Raw genomic sequence first — 17540 nt, forward strand, 5'->3', positions numbered from 1 at the left:
ACAACATATGAAAAAGATGACCACCGCGACGCTGGTCGCTGCCGGGGCGCTTATGCTGGGGGCCGGTGCGGCCACAGCCGAAAAGCTCACCGTCGGCCTTGCGTCCGAAACCACGTCGATCGACCCGCAATTTCACAACGTCGGTCCGAACAACGCGCTGTCCTTACACATCTTCGACCGCCTGATCCTGCAGGATGAGCGTCAGCGCCTGATGCCCGGCCTCGCCGTGTCCTGGACCCCGGTCGATGACCTGACCTGGGAATTCAAGCTGCGCGAAGGCGTGAAATTCCACGACGGCAGCGATTTCACCGCCGATGACGTGGTCTGCACCTTCGAGCGTGCGCCGAACGTGCCGAACTCGCCGGCCAGCTTCGCGACCTATACCAAGGGCAAGACCGTCGAGAAGGTCGACGACTATACCGTCCACTTCAAGACCGAAGAGCCCTATCCGCTGATGGGTAACGACGTTTCGACCGTTGCGATCATCTCGGACAGCGTTGGTTGCGGCGCGACCACGGAAGAGTTCAACAACGGCACCGCCGCTGTCGGAACCGGCCCCTACAAGTTCGTCAGCTATACGCCCGGCCAGTCCGTGGTGTTCGAGCGGAACGAGGACTATTGGGGCGAAAAGCCGGAATGGACCGAAGTCGAATTCCGACCGATCAGTTCGGGACCGAGCCGCGTTGCCGCGCTTCTGGCGGGCGACGTGGACGTGATCTCGGGTGTTCCGACGACCGACATCACGACGCTTGAAGGGAACGACGACGTCGCGCTCTATCAGGGTCCGTCAAACCGCGTGATCTATCTGCATATGGACCAGTTCCGCGAGAACTCGCCCCATATCACCGCGCTTGATGGCAGCGAAATCAAGAACCCGCTGCTGGATGTCCGCGTCCGTAAAGCGATCAGCATGGCGATCAACCGCGATGCCATCGTCGACCGCGTCATGGAAGGTGTGGCCGTGCCCGCCGGTCAGCTTCTGCCCGACGGCTTCTTCGGCGTGTCGGAAAACATCGAAGTGCCGGCTTATGACCCCGAGGGCGCCAAGGCGCTTCTGGCCGAGGCTGGCTATGGCGACGGCTTTGCCATGACGATTCACGGCCCGAACGACCGCTACATCAACGATGCCAAGATCGCGGAAGCCATCGCCCAGATGCTGACCCGCGTGGGTATCCGCACGGCGGTCGAAACCATGCCGCGTTCGGTGTATTTCGGACGGGCCTCGTCCGGCTCGCCCGAAGGTGAGCCCGAGTTCAGCTTTATCCTTGTGGGCTGGGGCGCCGGTTCGGGTGAGGCATCCTCGCCGCTGAAGGCGCTGATCCATACCTTTGACAAGGACGCGGGCCTCGGTGCCACCAACCGCGGTCGCCACTCGAACCCGGATATCGACGCCAAGATCAAGGAAGCGCTCGCCACCGTGGACGATGCCAAGCGTCAGGACCTACTGGCCGAGGCGACCGAGATGGCGATGGACACCGTCGCGATCATCCCGACGCATTTCCAGGTAAATACCTGGGGCACCCGCAAGGGTCTGGCTTATGCGCCGCGGACGGATGAATACACCATCGCGATGGGCGTCAAGAAGACCAACTAAGCCTGTCGCCGGGCCGCGCCATTCCGTGCGGCCCGGCAACCCTGAGCCGGGGGAGCCACCATGTCCGCCTTCGTGATCCGTCGCCTTCTGCAGGCCTTCCTCGTGATGGCGCTGATGTCGGTGATCGTCTTTTTCGGCGTCAACGTCATCGGTGACCCGGTCTACATGCTGGTCAGCCCCGATGCCGATCAGGCCGAGCTTGAGGCAGCTATCGCGCGCCTTGGCCTCGACCGTCCGATCTGGGAGCAATACCTGCTGTTCCTGCAGGGCGCGCTGAGGGGAGACCTCGGCAATTCCTTCATCTTCGGGGAACCGGCGCTCAAGCTGATCTTCCACCACATGCCCGCGACGTTGGAACTGGCCTTTTCGGCGCTGTTTCTGTCGGTTGTCATTGGCATCCCGCTCGGCCTCTATGCCGGGCTTTACCCCGACAACCCGATTTCCAAGGGCATCATGGCGGGGTCGATCCTTGGCTTCTCGCTGCCGACCTTCTGGGTGGGGCTGATGCTGATCATGGTTTTCGCGGTCGAACTTGGCTGGTTGCCGTCGACCGGGCGGGGCGACACGGCCACCTTCCTCGGGATTGAAAGCAGCCTCTTTACAGCAGACGGCCTGAGCCACCTGTTCCTGCCTGCGCTGAACCTGGCGCTTCTCAAGATCTCGCTGGCCGTGCGCCTGACCCGTGCGGGCGTGCGGGAAGCGATGGGGCAGGACTATGTGAAATTCGCCCGCGCCAAGGGGCTGTCGACCCGGCGGATCATCTTCGTGCATGTGCTCAAGAACATCATGATACCGGTGGTCACGGTGATGGGCCTCGAATTCGGAAGCCTCATCGGCTTTTCCGTCGTGACCGAGACGATTTTCGCCTGGCCCGGCATGGGCAAGCTCCTGATCGACGCGATCCTGCAGCTCGACCGCCCGGTGGTCGTCGCTTACCTGATGATCATCGTGCTGTTCTTCGTGATCATCAATCTGATCGTCGACATCCTCTATTCCATCCTCGACCCGCGGGTCCGGCTTCAGGATCAGGGCGCATGACCGATATCTCTGCAGACACCGCGACAGTGGACGAAACCGCGAAGGTCGAAACGCCGTTCCAGCGCTTTCGCTCGGAGTTCTTCGAAAGCTGGATCGCCACGGGCGCGCTGTTCCTTCTGGGCCTCATCATCATCCTGGCGCTGCTGGCCCCCTACATCACGCCGCAGAACCCCTATGATCTGGGCCAGGTCGACGTGCTCGACGGTCGCCTGCCGCCCGGAAGCGAGGCATTTACCGGCTACACGATGTGGCTGGGGTCGGACGGATCGGGCAGGGACCTCTATTCCGCGATCCTCTATGGCCTGCGCATTTCGCTGGCGGTGGGCGTTGCCTCCGGCATGATCGCTCTCGTCGTCGGCATGGCCGTCGGTCTGGTTGCCGCCTATGCAGGCGGGCGGGTCGAGAACGTGATCATGCGGCTTGTGGACCTGCAACTGTCCTTCCCTGCCTCGCTCGTCGCGCTGATGCTGGTGGCGATCCTCGGCAAGGGGATCGAGAACATCATCCTTGCCCTCGTCGTCGCGCAATGGGCCTATTACGCGCGTACCGTGCGCGGCACCGCGCTGGTCGAACGGCGCAAGGAATACGTGGAAGCCGCCCAATGTCTCGGCCTGTCGCGCACCCGCGTCGTTTTCCGGCACATCCTGCCCAACTGTCTGGCGCCGCTGATCGTCGTCGGTACGGTTCAGACCGCCCACGCAATCAGCCTTGAGGCCACGCTCTCCTTCCTCGGCGTGGGCCTGCCCCAGACCGAGCCCAGCCTCGGCGTGCTAATCGCCAACGGTTTTGAATACATGCTGTCGGGGCGCTACTGGATCTCCGTGTTCCCCGGTATCGCGCTTCTGCTGACGGTCGTCTCGATCAACCTTGTGGGCGATCACCTGCGCGACGTCCTGAACCCGAGGCTGAAGAAATGACCGCCGTTCTCGAAGTCGAAGGGCTGAAGACCCACTTTTTCACCCGCGCCGGTGTGGTCAAGGCGGTGGATGGCGTGGACTTCAGCGTCGCCAAAGGCGAGGTCATGGGCCTTGTGGGCGAAAGCGGGTCGGGCAAGTCGATTACCGGCTTTTCCATCCTTGGCCTGATCGACCCGCCGGGGCGGATCGTCGAAGGGGCCATTCGCTTCAATGGCGAGGATATCGCGGGCGCGAGCGAAGAGCGGCTGAAGACGCTACGCGGCAACCGGATCGCGATGATCTTTCAGGACCCGATGATGACGCTGAATCCGGTCCTTCGGATCGACACCCAGATGATCGAGGCAATCCTCGCCCATGAAAAGGTGGACAAGCGCGAAGCATGGGAGCGGAGCCGCGACGCGCTGGGTCTCGTCGGCATCCCGTCGCCAGAGGAACGGCTGCAGGCCTATCCGCACCAGTTGTCGGGGGGCATGCGCCAGCGCGTCGCCATCGCCACGGCGTTTCTCAACCGTCCCGATCTAATCATCGCTGACGAGCCGACCACCGCGCTGGACGTCACCATTCAGGCCCAGATCATCCACGAGGCGCAGAAGCTGACCCGTCAGACCGGCACGGCGATGATCTGGATCACCCATGATCTTGCCGTGGTCGCGGGCCTCGCGGATCGGATTTCGGTCATGTATGCGGGCCGCATCGTTGAGCAGGGCGAGACCGACCTCGTCATCGACCACCCGCTTCATCCCTATACCGTGGGCCTTCTCGGCTCGGTGCCGTCCGCCAACAAGCGGGGCGAGCGGCTGTATCAGATCGAGGGGATGACGCCCAACATGCTTGACCTGCCCGAAGGCTGCGCCTTCGCGCCCCGCTGCCGGTGGGCGACCGACGCCTGCACCCCGCCGCCCGGCGTTCAGACGGTGGATGGCCGCCAGATCCGCTGCGTCCATCCCCGCCGGGAAGGGGTGACGGCATGAACGATCCCATTCTCGAAATCCGGGGGGTCTCCAAGCGCTTCACCAAGCGGCTCGACATGGCGGGCCGCATCGCGGCGAAGCTCGGCTCGTCGGTGAAAGAGGAAACCGTCCACGCGGTGGACGGCGTCGACCTTGCGATCAAGCCCGGCGAGGTTCTGGGCCTCGTGGGCGAGTCCGGCTGCGGCAAGTCCACGCTGGGCCGTGTCGTGGCCGGCATCCATGCCGCGAGCGAGGGCAGCATCCTGTTCGAAGGCAAGGACGTGGCGAAGATGTCCGGGGCCGAGACGCGGGCCGCCACGCTGGCGATCCAGATGATCTTTCAGGACCCTTTCGCCAGCCTCAATCCCCGGATGCGGGTCGAGGACATCATCGGCGAGGCGCCCCGCGTGCATGGTCTGGTCGCGGCGAACGAGGTGTCCGACTACGTCGACGATGTGATGCGGAAGGTGGGCCTCGATCCGAGCCTCAAGAAACGCTACGCGCACCAGTTCTCGGGCGGTCAGCGCCAGCGGATCGGGATTGCGCGGGCGCTTGCCGTCAAACCGCGTTTCCTTGTCTGCGACGAGGCGATTGCCGCGCTCGACGTGTCTATCCAGGCGCAGGTCATCAACCTGTTCATGGACCTCCGCGAGGAACTGGGTCTGACCTATCTCTTCATCAGCCACGACCTGTCCGTGGTCGAACATATCGCGGACCGGGTGGCGATCATGTATCTCGGCCGGATCGTCGAGGCCGCGCCCACCGAGGACATCTTCGCCAATCCGCGCCACCCCTACACACAGGCGCTTCTGGCCGAGGCGCCGCGTCTCGATCAGCGCAAACGCGATTTCGCGCCGATCGAAGGGGAGATCCCGTCGCCGCTCGACCCGCCGCCCGGCTGTCACTTCAACCCGCGCTGCCCGCGTGCGACCGATCTTTGTCGTGAGACCCGTCCCATGCTGGAACCCTCCGGCGATGCGGGCATTGTTTCCTGCCATCACTGGAGGGACGCGTGAGCGCATTCGTCCGTGTCGAGCGCCCCATCGGGGACACCCGTCCGCTTGTCTTCGACAGCCCGCATTCGGGGTCGATCTATCCGGCGAACTTCACTCATGTGGTGGATCGTATGACGCTCCGCCGGTCCGAGGATGCGCATATCGAGGAACTGTTCGGCCACGTCACCGGGCTGGGCGCGGTTCTGGTCCACGCGCTGTTCCCGCGCTGCTATATCGACCCGAACCGGAACGAGGATGATCTTGATCTGTCCATGATCGCGGACGGGTGGGACGGACCGGTCAACCCAACGTCCAAGACGCTCAGCCGGGGGATCGGTCTGATCTGGAAGGACATGAAAGCCTTCGGCCCGATCTATGACGGCCCTCTGACCGCCGCCGATATCAGGACCCGGATCGAAGACTATTGGCGACCCTATCACGATGCACTCGCGGCAGAGATCGACGCCGCGCACGGGCGCGTCGGGCGCGTGGTGCACGTCGATTGCCATTCCATGGCCAGCATGGGCGACCGCACGACCGAGGACGGCGAGGTCGCGCGCCCCGACTTCGTGATCGGCGACCGGGACGGGACCACTTGCGCACCCGCGCTGACCGATTGTGTGGTCGAGACGCTGCGCGCCATGGGGTACAGCGTTGCCATCAACGATCCCTACAAGGGGTTCGAGCTGGTCCGCCGCCACGGCAGACCGGACGAAGGGCGCCATTCGATCCAGATCGAGGTGAACCGCGCGCTTTACATGGATGAAGCTACCCTTTCGAAGCGGCCAGGATTTCTGGAACTGGCCGCCAATCTCGAACGGCTGAATGCCGAGGTGGCGAGCCTTTCAGAAACGATATGAGGTCGCCTCACCCAGACAGGAACACCCCTGAGACAGGATCGCGGGATCGCGTCAGCTTTTGATTGCCCAGACCCGCGGCGCGGGTCTATAGGCGTCTCATGGCGATCAATGACCAACAGATCGCGCCAGGCCGTGGTCTTGGCGCCGAGGCGCGTGCGCTCGTCTCGCTGGGGCTGCCGCTGGTCGGCAGTCACTTGGCGCAGATGGCGATCACGACCTCGGACGCTCTCATGCTCGGCTGGTATGACGTCACAGCGCTGGCGGGCGTGTCGCTGGCGGGGCCGGTCTATTTCTGCCTGTTCATCGTTGGGTCGGGTTTCGCCTGGGCGGTGATGCCCATGGTGGCGAGCGCGGCCAGTGTCGACGACCACCGGCAGGTGCGGCGGGCCACACGGATGGGCCTTTGGCTGTCGGTTATCTTCGGTATCGTCGCGACATTCCCACTGCTGTTCTTCGAGGAGTTGTTCCTGTCCATCGGACAGGACCCCGAGGTCAGCCGCATCGCCGGGCTTTACATGGCGGTGGCTGGTGTCGGGCTCACACCGGCGCTGATCGTCATGGTGATGAAAAGCTACCTGTCCGCGCTAGAAATGACGCGTATCATCCTGCTGGTCACCATCGGCGCGGCAGTTCTGAACGTCCTGCTGAACTATGCACTGATTTTCGGAAATTTCGGCGCGCCGGAGCTGGGCGTCGTCGGGGCCGCGCTGGCGTCGATCGTCGGCCATGTGATCAGCATGGTGGCGCTTTGCGCCTATGCGCTTTGGAAAACGCCGCAATACGACCTCTTCCGCAATTTCTGGCGACCGGACTGGGAAGCGATCGGCCGGGTGTTCCAGCTTGGCTGGCCCATCGGTCTGACCAATCTGGCCGAGGTCGGGCTCTTTGCCGCAAGTTCGGTCATGATGGGCTGGGTCGGTACCATCGCGCTCGCGGCGCACGGCATCGCGCTTCAGATCGCATCGCTCACCTTCATGGTGCATCTCGGCGTCAGTCAGGCGCTGACCGTGCGCGTGGGCCGTGCCTGGGGCAGGGGAGAGCCCGACCGCGTCCGCGTCACCGGCCTTGCGGGGCTCATGCTGTCGGCTGGTGCCGTGACGCTGACCATGATTCTCTTCCTGACGGTGCCGGAGGTCCTTGTGGGCGTCTTCGTCGATCCCGACGACCCCGACCGCCCCGCGATCCTGATCGCGGGCGCGGCGCTCCTCGCGGTGGCGGCGCTGTTTCAGACGGTGGACGCGCTTCAGGTGCTGGCGCTTGGCATGTTGCGGGGTGTGCAGGACACGCGGGTGCCGATGCTCTATGCCGCCTTCAGCTACTGGGTGGTGGGGGTGCCGGCGAGCTATGTGCTGGGCCTTCACACGCCGCTTGGGGGCACGGGGGTCTGGCTGGGGCTGACCATCGGTCTGGCACTGGCCGGCATTCTGCTGCAAGGCCGCTTCTGGCGGCGACAGCTCGCGGTTGGGGCTCTTCCGGCGGGCTAGTCGCCCATTGTCCTCAGCCACTCCATCACGTCACCCCGGACGGATTGCACGCCCGACCCGCGCGACCGGTCGATGACCGCGCGCACATCGTCAAGGTTCACACGGCGGAGCAGGTGTTTGACCGGTCCGATGGACGCCGGGCGCATCGAGAGCGTGCGCAGCCCCATCGCAGCGAAGCACATCGCTTCAATGGGACGGCCCGCATCCTCGCCACAGAAACTGACCGGCGTGTCGGTCTCGGCGCAGCGTCGCACGATCTGCTCGATGAAGCTCAGGTAACTGACGTTCAAGGTGTCATAGCGCCGCCGCACACGTTCGTTCTCGCGGTCGGCGGCGAAGAAGAACTGCTTCAGGTCGTTCCCGCCGATCGAGATGAAGTCCGCCATCTCGAAGAACTGACGCGGTGCGAAAGCGAGGCTGGGCGTCTCGAGCATCGCGCCGATGCGGATATTCTCGGGCAAGTCATGGCCCAGCTTGCCCTCGCGTTCGATCTCGTCCAGCACGTGTTGCCGCGCGGCACGGAACTCGTCGAACTGCGCGATGAAAGGGAACATCAGCGTCAGCGGGCGTCCATTGGCGGCACGGATGAGTGCCTGAAGCTGCATCCGCATGACACCGGGCTTGTCCAATCCCACGCGGATCGCCCGCCAGCCAAGCGCGGGGTTCGGTTCTTCCTCGCGTTTCATATAGGGCAGGACCTTGTCGGACCCGATGTCGAGCGTGCGGAAGACCACCGGCTTGTCGCCGGCCGCATCCATCACCCGCGCATAGATCGCCGCCAGCTCGCCCCGGCGGGGGACATTCGAGCGTGCGAGGAACTGAAGCTCGGTCCGGAACAGGCCCACGCCCTCGGCGCCCGAGCTTTCCAACGAGGGAAGGTCGGCAATCAGGCCCGCGTTCATGTGGAGCGCAATGGTCGTCCCGCACTTCGCCTGCGCTGGCTGCCCGATCAGGCCAGCATAGCGCTCCTGCGCCTTGGCCTGCATCGCGATCTTGTCGCGAAAGGCGCTGACCACACTGTCATCGGGGCGAAGGTGCAGAATGCCCTGATCCCCGTCGATCATGGCGTGATCGCCATTGAGCGCCTCGTTGATGACACCCTCGGCGTGGACGATCAGCGGGATGGCCCAGGCCCGCGCGACCACGGTGGCGTGGCTGCCGACAGAGCCTTGTTCCAGCACGATGCCCCTGAGCTTGCCGCGACCGTAGTCCAAAAGCTCGGCCGGACCGATGTTGCGCGCCACAAGGATAGGGTTCTCGGGCATCTCGGCGCCCGTGTCGCGACCCTGACCGGTAAGAATACGCAAAAGCCGGTTCGAGAGGTCGTCCAGGTCGTGCAGCCGGTCGCGAAGATAGGCGTCCGCCGCCTGGTTCAGACGCTGCCGCGCCTGCGATTGTTCCTTTTCGACTGCCGCCTCCGCCGAGAGACCCGCGTCGATATCTTCTTCCATCCGCCGGAGCCAGCCGCGCGAATGGGCGAACATGCGATAGGCCTCAAGCACCTCGCGCTGGTCCTCGTCAGCGGGTTCAGAGCCCACCTGCATGAGCATGTCATCGACCGAAATCCGAAGCGTTTGAACCGCGTCGCGCAGGCGCTGCTTTTCCTGTTCGGGGTCCTCGGCGATGGGGTTCGTCACGACGACGCGCGGCTCATGCAACCAGATCTGCCCCTCGGCCACGCCTTCCTGCGCGACGCCGCCCCGGAACATCGCCGGCAGCGTGTGGCGTGCCCGAAGCGCCTCGCCCTCTCCGACGAAGGCGCCAAGCTCGGTCATCTCGGCCAGCACCATCGCGACGACTTCCAGCGCGTAGACCTCGTCCTCGGAAAAGGCGCGCGCTTCGCGTGACTGAACGACCAGCACGCCGAGCTTTTCCCCTAACCGCTGGATCGGCACGCCGCAGAAGGACGAGAACACCTCTTCCCCTGTCTCCGGCATATAGCGGAACCCGCGCGCCGCAGGCGCATCCGCCTCGTTCACCACGCGCCCGTCACGGGCGACACGCCCCACAAGACCCTCGCCAAGGCGCATCCGCGTCTGGTGGACGGCCTCCGCCTTCAGACCTTCGGTCGCGCAAAGCTCCAGCGTCTCCGGGTCCCGGAACAGGTAGATCGAGCACACCTCGGTCTGCATCGAACTGGCGATGATATGCGTGATCCGGTCCAGCCGGGCCTGACCCGCGCTGTCCTCAGCCAAGGCCTCCCGCAGGCGACCAAGCAGCTTGCGGCTTTCGGTATCGACGTCGTTTGTCATGCCGTTGGGCGACCCGCTCCACATGCCTCTCCGCCCGGATCGGACGGTATTCGCATCACTCTATCAAGCGCAGGGCGGAATTGCCAAACGCTGCCTCAGCTCTCGTTCAGAAGCCGCTTCAGCACACTGGCACGGGATATTTGCCCTATTGTGACACCGTCTTCCGCGACAGCGACCGGCGCATCGCCCGCCAGAACCGAACGGATCACATCCGCGATCTCGTCGTCTGCACCAACCGTCGTCGTTGTCCCGCCCGTGGCCGGCTCCATCACGTCCCGCGCGCAAAGCACGCCAAGCGGGCTCATATGGGCGACGAAGTCCGCCACATACTCGTTGGACGGGTTGGAATAGATGTCGCGCGGCGTTCCCCATTGTACGATACGCCCGCCCTCCATGATGGCGATCTTGTCGCCCAGCTTGAACGCCTCGTCGAGATCGTGGCTGACGAAGATGATGGTGCGGTTCAGACGCTCCTGCAGTTCCAGCAACTCGTCCTGAAGCCGTGTGCGGATCAGCGGGTCGAGCGCCGAGAAAGGCTCGTCCATCAGAAGGATCGGCGCCTCGGTCGCGAAGGCGCGGGCAAGGCCCACACGCTGCTGCATGCCGCCCGACAACTCGCCCACCTTCCGGTCGCCCCAGCCGCCGAGGCCCACAAGCTCAAGCTGCCGGTCGACGCGCTCGCGCCGCTCGGCGCGCGAAAGGCCGCCCAGTTCCAGGCCCAGCCCCACATTGTCCCGGACAGTGCGCCAGGGCAGCAGGCCGAATTGCTGGAACACCATCGCAATACTCGTCAGCCGCATCCGTCGGAGCGTCTTGGCGTCGGCATGGGTGATATCCACCTGTCCCTTGCCATCCTCGACCAAAACGCGCCCCCGGATCACCGGGTTCAGCCCGTTCACTGCCCTCAGAAGCGTCGATTTGCCCGATCCCGACAGCCCCATCAGCACGAGGATTTCTCCATGCTCGACCGCAAGCGAGCAGTTGTGCACGCCAAGGACCTGACCGGTCTCTTTCTGGATCTCGGCGCGCTCCTGTCCCTTGTCCATCAGGGGCAGGGCGCTGTCCGGGGTGTCTCCGAAGACGATCGAGACGTTGTCGAAGGTGACCGCGCTCATGACCGGTCCACCCTGAGCATCCGGTCGAGCATGATGGCCACGACGACGATAATGAAGCCCGACTCGAAGCCGAGCGAGGTGTTGACCTGGTTCAGGGCTCTGACCACCGGCACGCCGAGGCCGTCTGCGCCCACGAGCGCCGCGATCACGACCATCGACAGCGACAGCATGATCGTCTGGTTCAGCCCGGCCATGATCTGCGGGAACGCATAAGGCAGTTCGACCTTGACCAGCGTTTGCCAGCCCGTCGCACCGAAGGCGCGCGCGGCTTCCAGCAGCGGCATCGGCGTTTTCGACACACCCAGATGGGTCAGGCGGATCGGCGCGGGCAGGACGAAGATCACCGTGGCGATCAGGCCCGGCACCATGCCGATCCCGAAAAACACGATGGCGGGGATCAGGTAGACAAAGGTGGGCAGCGTCTGCATCAGGTCCAGGACAGGCCGCATCCAGGCATAAAGCCGGGGACGGTGCGCCACCGCGATCCCGATGGGCACGCCCAGCCCCATGCAGACCACGCAGGCCGAAAGAACCAGCGTCAGGCTCTCGGTCGTCTCCTCCCAATAGCCCTGGTTCAGGATGAAGAGAAACCCGACAAGAGTAAACGCCGCCGCCTTCCAGCTTCGCTGCAGCAGATAGGTCAGCCCTGCGAAGACCAGTACGACTAGGATCGGATGCGGAGTTTGCAGCACCCAGAGAATGCCGTCGATCATCGCATCGAGCCCGTCAGAGAGGGCATCGAAGAAAAACGCCCCGTTGACCTGGAGCCAGTCGAAGACGGCAGCCGCTGCGTCCCCCACCGGAATCTTGTTATCCGTCAGCCAGTCCAGCACCTGTCCCTATCCCTTGTGCGCGGCGCATGTCTGTCCCGGCGCCGTCTGTTTTCTTCTTGGTGAAATACTCTCGGGGGTCCGGGGGACGTAAGCCCCCCGGCCGGTCGCCGCGGCACGCGGCGAAACACTTCGTCAGAGGCCGAGCGCGCCTTTGACGGCAGCCATCGCGTCGCCGCCATCCTTCGTGGTCACACCGTCGAGCCAGCCTTCCAGAACGCCGGGATTGGCCGCCAGCCATGCGGACGCCGCCTCATCCGGGTCCTGCCCGTCGTCGAGGATCGCACCCATGATCTCGTTCTCCATCGCGAGCGTGAATTCGAGATTCTTCAGAAGAGCCCCGACATTCGGGCATTCGTCCACGTAACCGGCGGAGGTGTTGGTATAGACCTGACCTTCCGCGCCGAACCATTCCTCGCCGCCGGTGAGATAGGTCATCTCGATATTGGCGTTCATCGGATGCGGTTCCCAGCCAAGGAAGATCACCGGTTCGCCGCGCGAATCCAGACGCTTGGCCTGCGCCAGCATGCCCTGCTCCGAGCTTTCGACCAGCTCCATCGCGCCAAGCCCGTAGGTATCGGCCGCGATCAGATCCAGGATCAGGCGGTTGCCGTCATTGCCCGCCTCGATCCCGAAGATCTTGCCGTCCAGCGCCTCCGCATGCTCGGCGATGTCCGCGAAATCGGCGATACCGAGGGCGGCGCCGGCGGCATTTGTGGCCAGCGTGTACTTGGTCCCTTCGAGGTTCGCGCGCACCGTGTCGACAGTCCCGGCCTCGCGGTAGGGCGCGATGTCGGCCTCCATGGTCGGCATCCAGTTGCCGAGAAAGACGTCGACATCCTTGTTGGCGAGCGACGTATAGGTCACCGGCACGGACAGCACCTTGACGTCGGTCTCGTAGCCGAGCGCTTCCAGCACCAGCGTCGTCGCCGCAGTGGTCGCCGTGATGTCGGTCCAGCCCACATCCGAGAATGTGACGGTATCGCAATCGGCAAGCGCCGGCGCGGCCGCGACGATGGCGAGTGCGGACAAGGTTGTTTTCAGTTTCATGGGCATCCCCCTGTTTATTGATTGACGAGTCAATTAAAGACCGGCTATCCGGCCCTGACATCTGACAAGAGTATGAACATGCCCAAGCTCGGAATGGAACCGATAAGACGTGCCGCCCTGATCGACGCGACGATCGCCGAAATCGGCGCCGCGGGGACGCTTGACGTGACCGTCAGCCGGATCGCGCGCCGCGCAGGCGTGTCGAGCGCGCTGGCGCATCACTATTTCGGAGGCAAGGACGATATCCTTCTGGCCGCGATGCGTCATGTGCTCCGCGACTATGGACGAGAGGTCACCCGCCGCCTTGGCCGCCAGACGGCGCCCTGGGCACGACTGGAGGCAATCGTCGAAGGCTCGTTCGCGCCGTCGAACTTTCGGTCGGATGTCGTCTCGGCCTGGCTCAATTTCTACGTGCTCGCCCTGTCCTCTCCCGAGGCGGCGCGGCTCCACCGCGTCTATGCCGGGCGTCTTCGCTCGAACCTTCTGTCCGCGCTCCGGCCCCTGGCGGGCGACCGCGCCTTGGCGCTCGCCGAGCGGGCGGCGTTTCTGATCGATGGCGCCTATCTGAATCAGGGGCTGGCACCCGGTGCGCCGGACGGCGAGGCGGCGGCGCGCCATGTTCTTCAGGCCCTCGGGGCCGAACTCTCCGGGAGCTGACCCATGCAGGCGGATTTTGTCATCGTCGGCGCAGGGTCGGCGGGCTGTGCAATGGCGTACCGGCTGACCGAAGCCGGCCATTCTGTGATCGTCATCGAATATGGCGGATCGGATGCCGGCCCCTTCATCCAGATGCCTGCGGCGCTCAGCTATCCGATGAACATGCGCCGCTATGACTGGGGCTTTTCCAGCGAGCCGGAACCCCATCTGAACAACCGCCGCCTTGTCTGCCCGCGCGGCAAGGTCATCGGCGGCTCGTCCTCGATCAACGGTATGGTCTATGTGCGCGGCCACGCCCGTGACTTCGATACATGGGCCGAAATGGGCGCGACGGGTTGGTCCTTTGCTGACGTGCTGCCCTATTTCAAGCGCATGGAGACATGGCACGACGGCGGCCACGGCGGCGATCCCGCATGGCGGGGCACTGACGGACCGCTGCACGTGACCCGCGGCCCTCGCCGGAATCCGCTCTACAAGGCCTTTGTCGAGGCCGGGCGACAGGCGGGCTACCCGGTAACCGATGATTATAACGGCGCGCAACAGGAAGGTTTTGGCCCGATGGAGCAGACGGTCTGGCAAGGCCGCCGCTGGTCTGCCGCCAACGCCTATCTGAAACCCGCGATTGCGACGGGTCGCTGCCACGTGGTGCGCGGACTGGCAGAGAACGTCATCATCCGTGACGGGCAGGCCGAGGGCGTCCGGATCGCCACGGCGCGCGGTCAGGTGGATGTCATGGCAGGGCGCGAGGTCATTCTCGCCGCGTCTTCGATCAATTCGCCCAAGCTCCTGATGCTCTCCGGCATCGGCCCGGCAGAGCATCTGGCCGAGCACGGAATCCCGGTTCTGGCCGACCTTCCAGGCGTCGGCGGCAATCTTCAGGACCATCTGGAGGTCTATTTCCAGATGGCCTCGAAACAGCCGATCACGCTTTATCGCTACTGGAACCCGCTTGCAAAAGGGATCCTCGGGGCGCAATGGCTCCTTACGGGAAAGGGGCTCGCGGCCTCGAACAACTTCGAGAGTTGCGGCTTCATCCGCTCGGATGCGGGCGTGGACTATCCCGACATCCAGTTCCACTTCCTGCCCTTCGCCGTTCGCTATGACGGGCGCGCGGCGTCGGAGGGACACGGGTTTCAGGCCCATGTCGGCCCGATGCGCTCTCCCTCGCGTGGCGATGTGCGGCTTTCGTCTGCTGACCCGGCGGCGGCGCCACGCATCCGCTTCAACTACATGTCGACCGAAGAGGACTGGGTGGATTTCCGGAAGGCGCTTCGCCTCACCCGCGAGATCTTTTCACAGGATGTGTTCCAGCCCTTCGTGAAATCCGAGATCTCGCCCGGCACCGCGGTCACCACGGACGACGCACTTGACGACTTCATCCGGGAACATGCCGAAAGCGCCTATCACCCCTGCGGCACCTGCAGGATGGGCGACGCGAGCGACGGGCAGGCCGTGGTCGATGCCGAATGCCGCGTGATCGGAGTGAACGGGCTTCGTGTCGCCGACAGTTCGATCTTCCCGCAAATCACCAACGGCAACCTGAATGCGCCTTCGATCATGGTGGGAGAAAAGGCGAGCGACCATATCCTCGGGAAAACGCTCCCGCAGGATTCCTCCGAGCCATGGATGCACCCGGACTGGCAAACGTCCCAAAGATGACTGGCCGGACAGGGGGCTCTGCCCCCGGCACCTTCGGTGCCTCCCCCGGGATATTTGAGGGCCAATAATAACGCTTTGTTTACGCTGATCGGACAGGGTCGCCCTACGGTACAGGCAGGGATGCCGATGACCGTGGCCGGTAATGACCGGGCGGCCCGTTTCCAAGAAGGAGGCGGGCCGCGCTCATTATCGGCCCTGAAATATCCTGGGGGGTGAGGTCCGGAACGGACCGAGGGGGGCAAAGCCCCCTTGCCCGGGCGACGGCCGATAGGCCGGCGCAACCGCCTCAGGCGGGTTTATCGAGGCCGAAAGTGTCGTGCAGCGCCTGCACCGCCAGTTCCATGTATTTCCTGTCGATCAGGACGGAGATCTTGATCTCCGAGGTCGTGATGACCTTGATGTTGATGCCTTCGTCGCGGAGCGCCTTGAACATCTGGCTGGCGACGCCGGCATGGCTGCGCATCCCGATGCCCACGACCGAGACTTTGGCCACCCCGTCATCGGTGACCAGTTCCGCGAAATTCACCTCGCCCGAAGACTTGGCCGCGGCCATCGCCTTTTCCGCCCGCGCGATCTGGTTCACGGGAAGCGACCATGTCATGTCAGTGCGCCCGTCTTCCGAGATGTTCTGGACGATCATGTCCACGTTCACGCCCGCTTCCGCCAGGGGCCCGAAGATCGCGGCGGCGATGCCGGGGCGGTCGGCCACCGACAGAAGGGTCATCTTCGCTTCGTCGCGGCTGAAGGCGACGCCGGCAACAACATTGCTTTCCACGATATCCTCCTCGTCGCAGACCAGAGTGCCCGCGGTTTCGTCATTGTCGTCGAAGCTGGACAGCACCCGCAGCTTCACCTTGTAGCGCATCGCCAGTTCGACCGAGCGCGTCTGCAGCACCTTCGCGCCGAGCGAGGCAAGCTCCAGCATCTCTTCGAAGGCGATCCGGTCAAGCTTGCGCGCTTTCGACGTGATGCGGGGGTCGGTGGTGTAGACACCGTCCACATCCGTGTAGATGTCGCAGCGCTCGGCCCCGAAGGCGGCGGCAAAGGCCACCGCGGTCGTGTCCGACCCGCCGCGGCCAAGGGTCGTGATCCGGCCTTCGGGGCTGATCCCCTGGAAGCCCGCGACGACAGCAACCCGCATGCCTTCGGCGAATTTCGCGTTGATGTTGTCCGGCGGGATCTCCTCGATCCGGGCCTGCGAATGCGCGCTGTTGGTCTTCAGCGGCACCTGCCAGCCGGCCCATGACCGGGCGGGGATGTCCATTTCCTGCAGCGTCAGCGCCATCAGGCCCGCTGTCACCTGCTCGCCCGAGGACACCACCGCGTCATATTCGCGTGCGTCGAAAATGGGCGAGGTCTCCTCGACCCAGCCGACCAGTTCGTTGGTCTTCCCGGCCATGGCGGAGACGATGACGATCACGTCATAGCCATTGGCCACTTCGCGGCCCACGCGCTTGGCGGCGCGGCGAATACGGTCGAGCGTGGCGACGGAGGTGCCGCCGAATTTCATCACGAGCGTGGGCATCTTGACCTGTCCCTCAAATCGCGGACGGCTTAGCGGCAAGGCGCGGCGCCCGCAAGAGGAAGGCGGATCAGTTGGTCTTTTGTCGCGGGATGAAGGGAAGCGGCAGGGCGGGGATACCGTCCTCGGCCAGCTTGCGTGCCTCCTCGGGCCGCGCCTCGCCATAGATGGCGCGTTGGGGGCTTTCGCCTTCGTGCATGGCGCGCGCCTCTCTGGCGAAGCGGTCGCCGACATATTCCGAGTTCTTCTCGATATGCTCTTTCAGTTTCTTTACCGCTTCGGCGACATCCGCATCGGCATTGGCCGACATCGGTTGCGCCGGGGGCTCGGCATTCGCTGACGCGACGGGTTGGGCCGCCTTGCGCGCCGGTCTGACCGTCGGGGCCATCAAGGTCTTTTCAACCTTCGCGGAGCCACAGTCAGGGCAGGTGGCAAAGCCCTGCGCGCGCACGGTCTCGAAGGCTTCGGCGGACTGGAACCAGCTTTCGAAGCGATGGTCGTTGTCGCATTTCAGCGTGTAGCGGATCATCTGGTCACGATAGCAGAGCGAAGTTTCCTATCCGTGAAGTAGTGCGTTCAGCCTCGCCATTCAATTCCGACGATGTCGCAGGAGGGGC

At 64.3% G+C, this 17540-nt stretch carries 15 protein-coding genes; 9 read left to right on the forward strand and 6 right to left on the reverse strand.

Features of this window, described 5'->3' with window-relative positions; genetic code table 11:
* Positions 1-7 precede the first annotated feature (7 nt).
* The 7 genes from GQ651_RS00890 (at position 8) to GQ651_RS00920 (ending at position 7838) form a co-directional block, all read left to right on the forward strand.
* On the forward strand, positions 8-1594 hold the full coding sequence (locus GQ651_RS00890) for an ABC transporter substrate-binding protein (protein WP_160762333.1): 1587 nt from the start codon (positions 8-10) through the stop codon (positions 1592-1594).
* 60 nt (positions 1595-1654) lie between these two features.
* Positions 1655-2632, forward strand: coding sequence for an ABC transporter permease (locus GQ651_RS00895; RefSeq protein ID WP_160762334.1), 978 nt, complete (start codon positions 1655-1657; stop codon positions 2630-2632).
* A complete protein-coding gene (locus GQ651_RS00900) occupies positions 2629-3549 on the forward strand; it encodes an ABC transporter permease (RefSeq protein ID WP_160762335.1) in 921 nt (306 codons plus the stop codon). The genes GQ651_RS00895 and GQ651_RS00900 overlap by 4 nt, the downstream gene beginning before the upstream one ends.
* Positions 3546-4520, forward strand: a complete 975-nt coding sequence (locus tag GQ651_RS00905) for an ABC transporter ATP-binding protein (RefSeq protein WP_160762336.1) — start codon at positions 3546-3548, stop codon at positions 4518-4520. The genes GQ651_RS00900 and GQ651_RS00905 overlap by 4 nt, the downstream gene beginning before the upstream one ends.
* Positions 4517-5515: an ABC transporter ATP-binding protein gene (locus GQ651_RS00910; protein WP_160762337.1), complete on the forward strand. Its 999-nt coding sequence runs from the start codon at positions 4517-4519 to the stop codon at positions 5513-5515. Before GQ651_RS00905 ends, GQ651_RS00910 begins: the two co-directional genes overlap by 4 nt.
* Entirely contained in the window at positions 5512-6354 is an 843-nt protein-coding gene (locus GQ651_RS00915; RefSeq protein WP_160762338.1) for an N-formylglutamate amidohydrolase, read from the forward strand. Before GQ651_RS00910 ends, GQ651_RS00915 begins: the two co-directional genes overlap by 4 nt.
* Before the next feature lie 98 nt (positions 6355-6452).
* Positions 6453-7838, forward strand: a complete 1386-nt coding sequence (locus GQ651_RS00920) for an MATE family efflux transporter (RefSeq protein ID WP_160762339.1) — start codon at positions 6453-6455, stop codon at positions 7836-7838.
* Here GQ651_RS00920 and ptsP read toward each other — a convergent pair.
* The 4 genes from ptsP to choX all read right to left on the reverse strand — a co-directional run bounded on the left by ptsP (position 7835) and on the right by choX (position 13085).
* The gene (gene ptsP / locus GQ651_RS00925; RefSeq protein WP_160762340.1) at positions 7835-10090 is read right to left on the reverse strand and encodes a phosphoenolpyruvate--protein phosphotransferase; all 2256 of its coding nucleotides are present in this window, start codon (positions 10088-10090) and stop codon (positions 7835-7837) included. The two genes, GQ651_RS00920 and ptsP, sit on opposite strands and share 4 nt — an antisense overlap.
* Positions 10091-10185: 95 nt before the next feature.
* On the reverse strand, positions 10186-11205 hold the full coding sequence (gene choV / locus GQ651_RS00930) for a choline ABC transporter ATP-binding protein (RefSeq protein ID WP_160762341.1): 1020 nt from the start codon (positions 11203-11205) through the stop codon (positions 10186-10188).
* Entirely contained in the window at positions 11202-12035 is an 834-nt protein-coding gene (gene choW / locus GQ651_RS00935; protein ID WP_160763904.1) for a choline ABC transporter permease subunit, read from the reverse strand. Before choW ends, choV begins: the two co-directional genes overlap by 4 nt.
* Before the next feature lie 135 nt (positions 12036-12170).
* Positions 12171-13085 (reverse strand): choline ABC transporter substrate-binding protein, encoded by a 915-nt coding sequence (gene choX / locus GQ651_RS00940; RefSeq protein ID WP_160762342.1) that lies wholly within the window; start codon positions 13083-13085, stop codon positions 12171-12173.
* A gap of 78 nt (positions 13086-13163) precedes the next feature.
* Between choX and betI the strand changes: the two genes are divergently transcribed.
* Positions 13164-13742, forward strand: a complete 579-nt coding sequence (gene betI / locus GQ651_RS00945; protein ID WP_227257921.1) for a choline-binding transcriptional repressor BetI — start codon at positions 13164-13166, stop codon at positions 13740-13742.
* A 3-nt stretch (positions 13743-13745) separates the two neighbouring features.
* Complete coding sequence (gene betA / locus GQ651_RS00950; RefSeq protein ID WP_160762343.1) at positions 13746-15401, forward strand: choline dehydrogenase; 1656 nt, start codon at positions 13746-13748, stop codon at positions 15399-15401.
* Between the two features lie 286 nt (positions 15402-15687).
* On the opposite strand, the gene GQ651_RS00955 is transcribed toward betA, so the two are convergent.
* Positions 15688-16926: an aspartate kinase gene (locus GQ651_RS00955; protein ID WP_160762344.1), complete on the reverse strand. Its 1239-nt coding sequence runs from the start codon at positions 16924-16926 to the stop codon at positions 15688-15690.
* Between the two features lie 67 nt (positions 16927-16993).
* Positions 16994-17452, reverse strand: coding sequence for a DUF1178 family protein (locus GQ651_RS00960; RefSeq protein ID WP_160762345.1), 459 nt, complete (start codon positions 17450-17452; stop codon positions 16994-16996).
* Positions 17453-17540: the final 88 nt, after the last annotated feature.

Origin of the sequence: Kangsaoukella pontilimi (assembly GCF_009830125.1) — a bacterium.
Lineage (GTDB): Bacteria > Pseudomonadota > Alphaproteobacteria > Rhodobacterales > Rhodobacteraceae > Kangsaoukella > Kangsaoukella pontilimi.

What these genes read in the sequence shown, in the direction of transcription:
- GQ651_RS00895 (WP_160762334.1), top strand. Translation starts at nt 1,655, where the DNA reads ATGTCCGCCTTCGTGATCCGTCGCCTTCTGCAGGCCTTCCTCGTGATG.
- choV (WP_160762341.1), bottom strand. Translation starts at nt 11,205, where the DNA reads ATGAGCGCGGTCACCTTCGACAACGTCTCGATCGTCTTCGGAGACACC.
- GQ651_RS00960 (WP_160762345.1), bottom strand. Translation starts at nt 17,452, where the DNA reads ATGATCCGCTACACGCTGAAATGCGACAACGACCATCGCTTCGAAAGC.
- GQ651_RS00920 (WP_160762339.1), top strand. Translation starts at nt 6,453, where the DNA reads ATGGCGATCAATGACCAACAGATCGCGCCAGGCCGTGGTCTTGGCGCC.
- GQ651_RS00890 (WP_160762333.1), top strand. Translation starts at nt 8, where the DNA reads ATGAAAAAGATGACCACCGCGACGCTGGTCGCTGCCGGGGCGCTTATG.
- ptsP (WP_160762340.1), bottom strand. Translation starts at nt 10,090, where the DNA reads ATGACAAACGACGTCGATACCGAAAGCCGCAAGCTGCTTGGTCGCCTG.
- betI (WP_227257921.1), top strand. Translation starts at nt 13,164, where the DNA reads ATGCCCAAGCTCGGAATGGAACCGATAAGACGTGCCGCCCTGATCGAC.
- GQ651_RS00905 (WP_160762336.1), top strand. Translation starts at nt 3,546, where the DNA reads ATGACCGCCGTTCTCGAAGTCGAAGGGCTGAAGACCCACTTTTTCACC.
- GQ651_RS00955 (WP_160762344.1), bottom strand. Translation starts at nt 16,926, where the DNA reads ATGCCCACGCTCGTGATGAAATTCGGCGGCACCTCCGTCGCCACGCTC.
- choX (WP_160762342.1), bottom strand. Translation starts at nt 13,085, where the DNA reads ATGAAACTGAAAACAACCTTGTCCGCACTCGCCATCGTCGCGGCCGCG.
- betA (WP_160762343.1), top strand. Translation starts at nt 13,746, where the DNA reads ATGCAGGCGGATTTTGTCATCGTCGGCGCAGGGTCGGCGGGCTGTGCA.
- GQ651_RS00910 (WP_160762337.1), top strand. Translation starts at nt 4,517, where the DNA reads ATGAACGATCCCATTCTCGAAATCCGGGGGGTCTCCAAGCGCTTCACC.
- GQ651_RS00900 (WP_160762335.1), top strand. Translation starts at nt 2,629, where the DNA reads ATGACCGATATCTCTGCAGACACCGCGACAGTGGACGAAACCGCGAAG.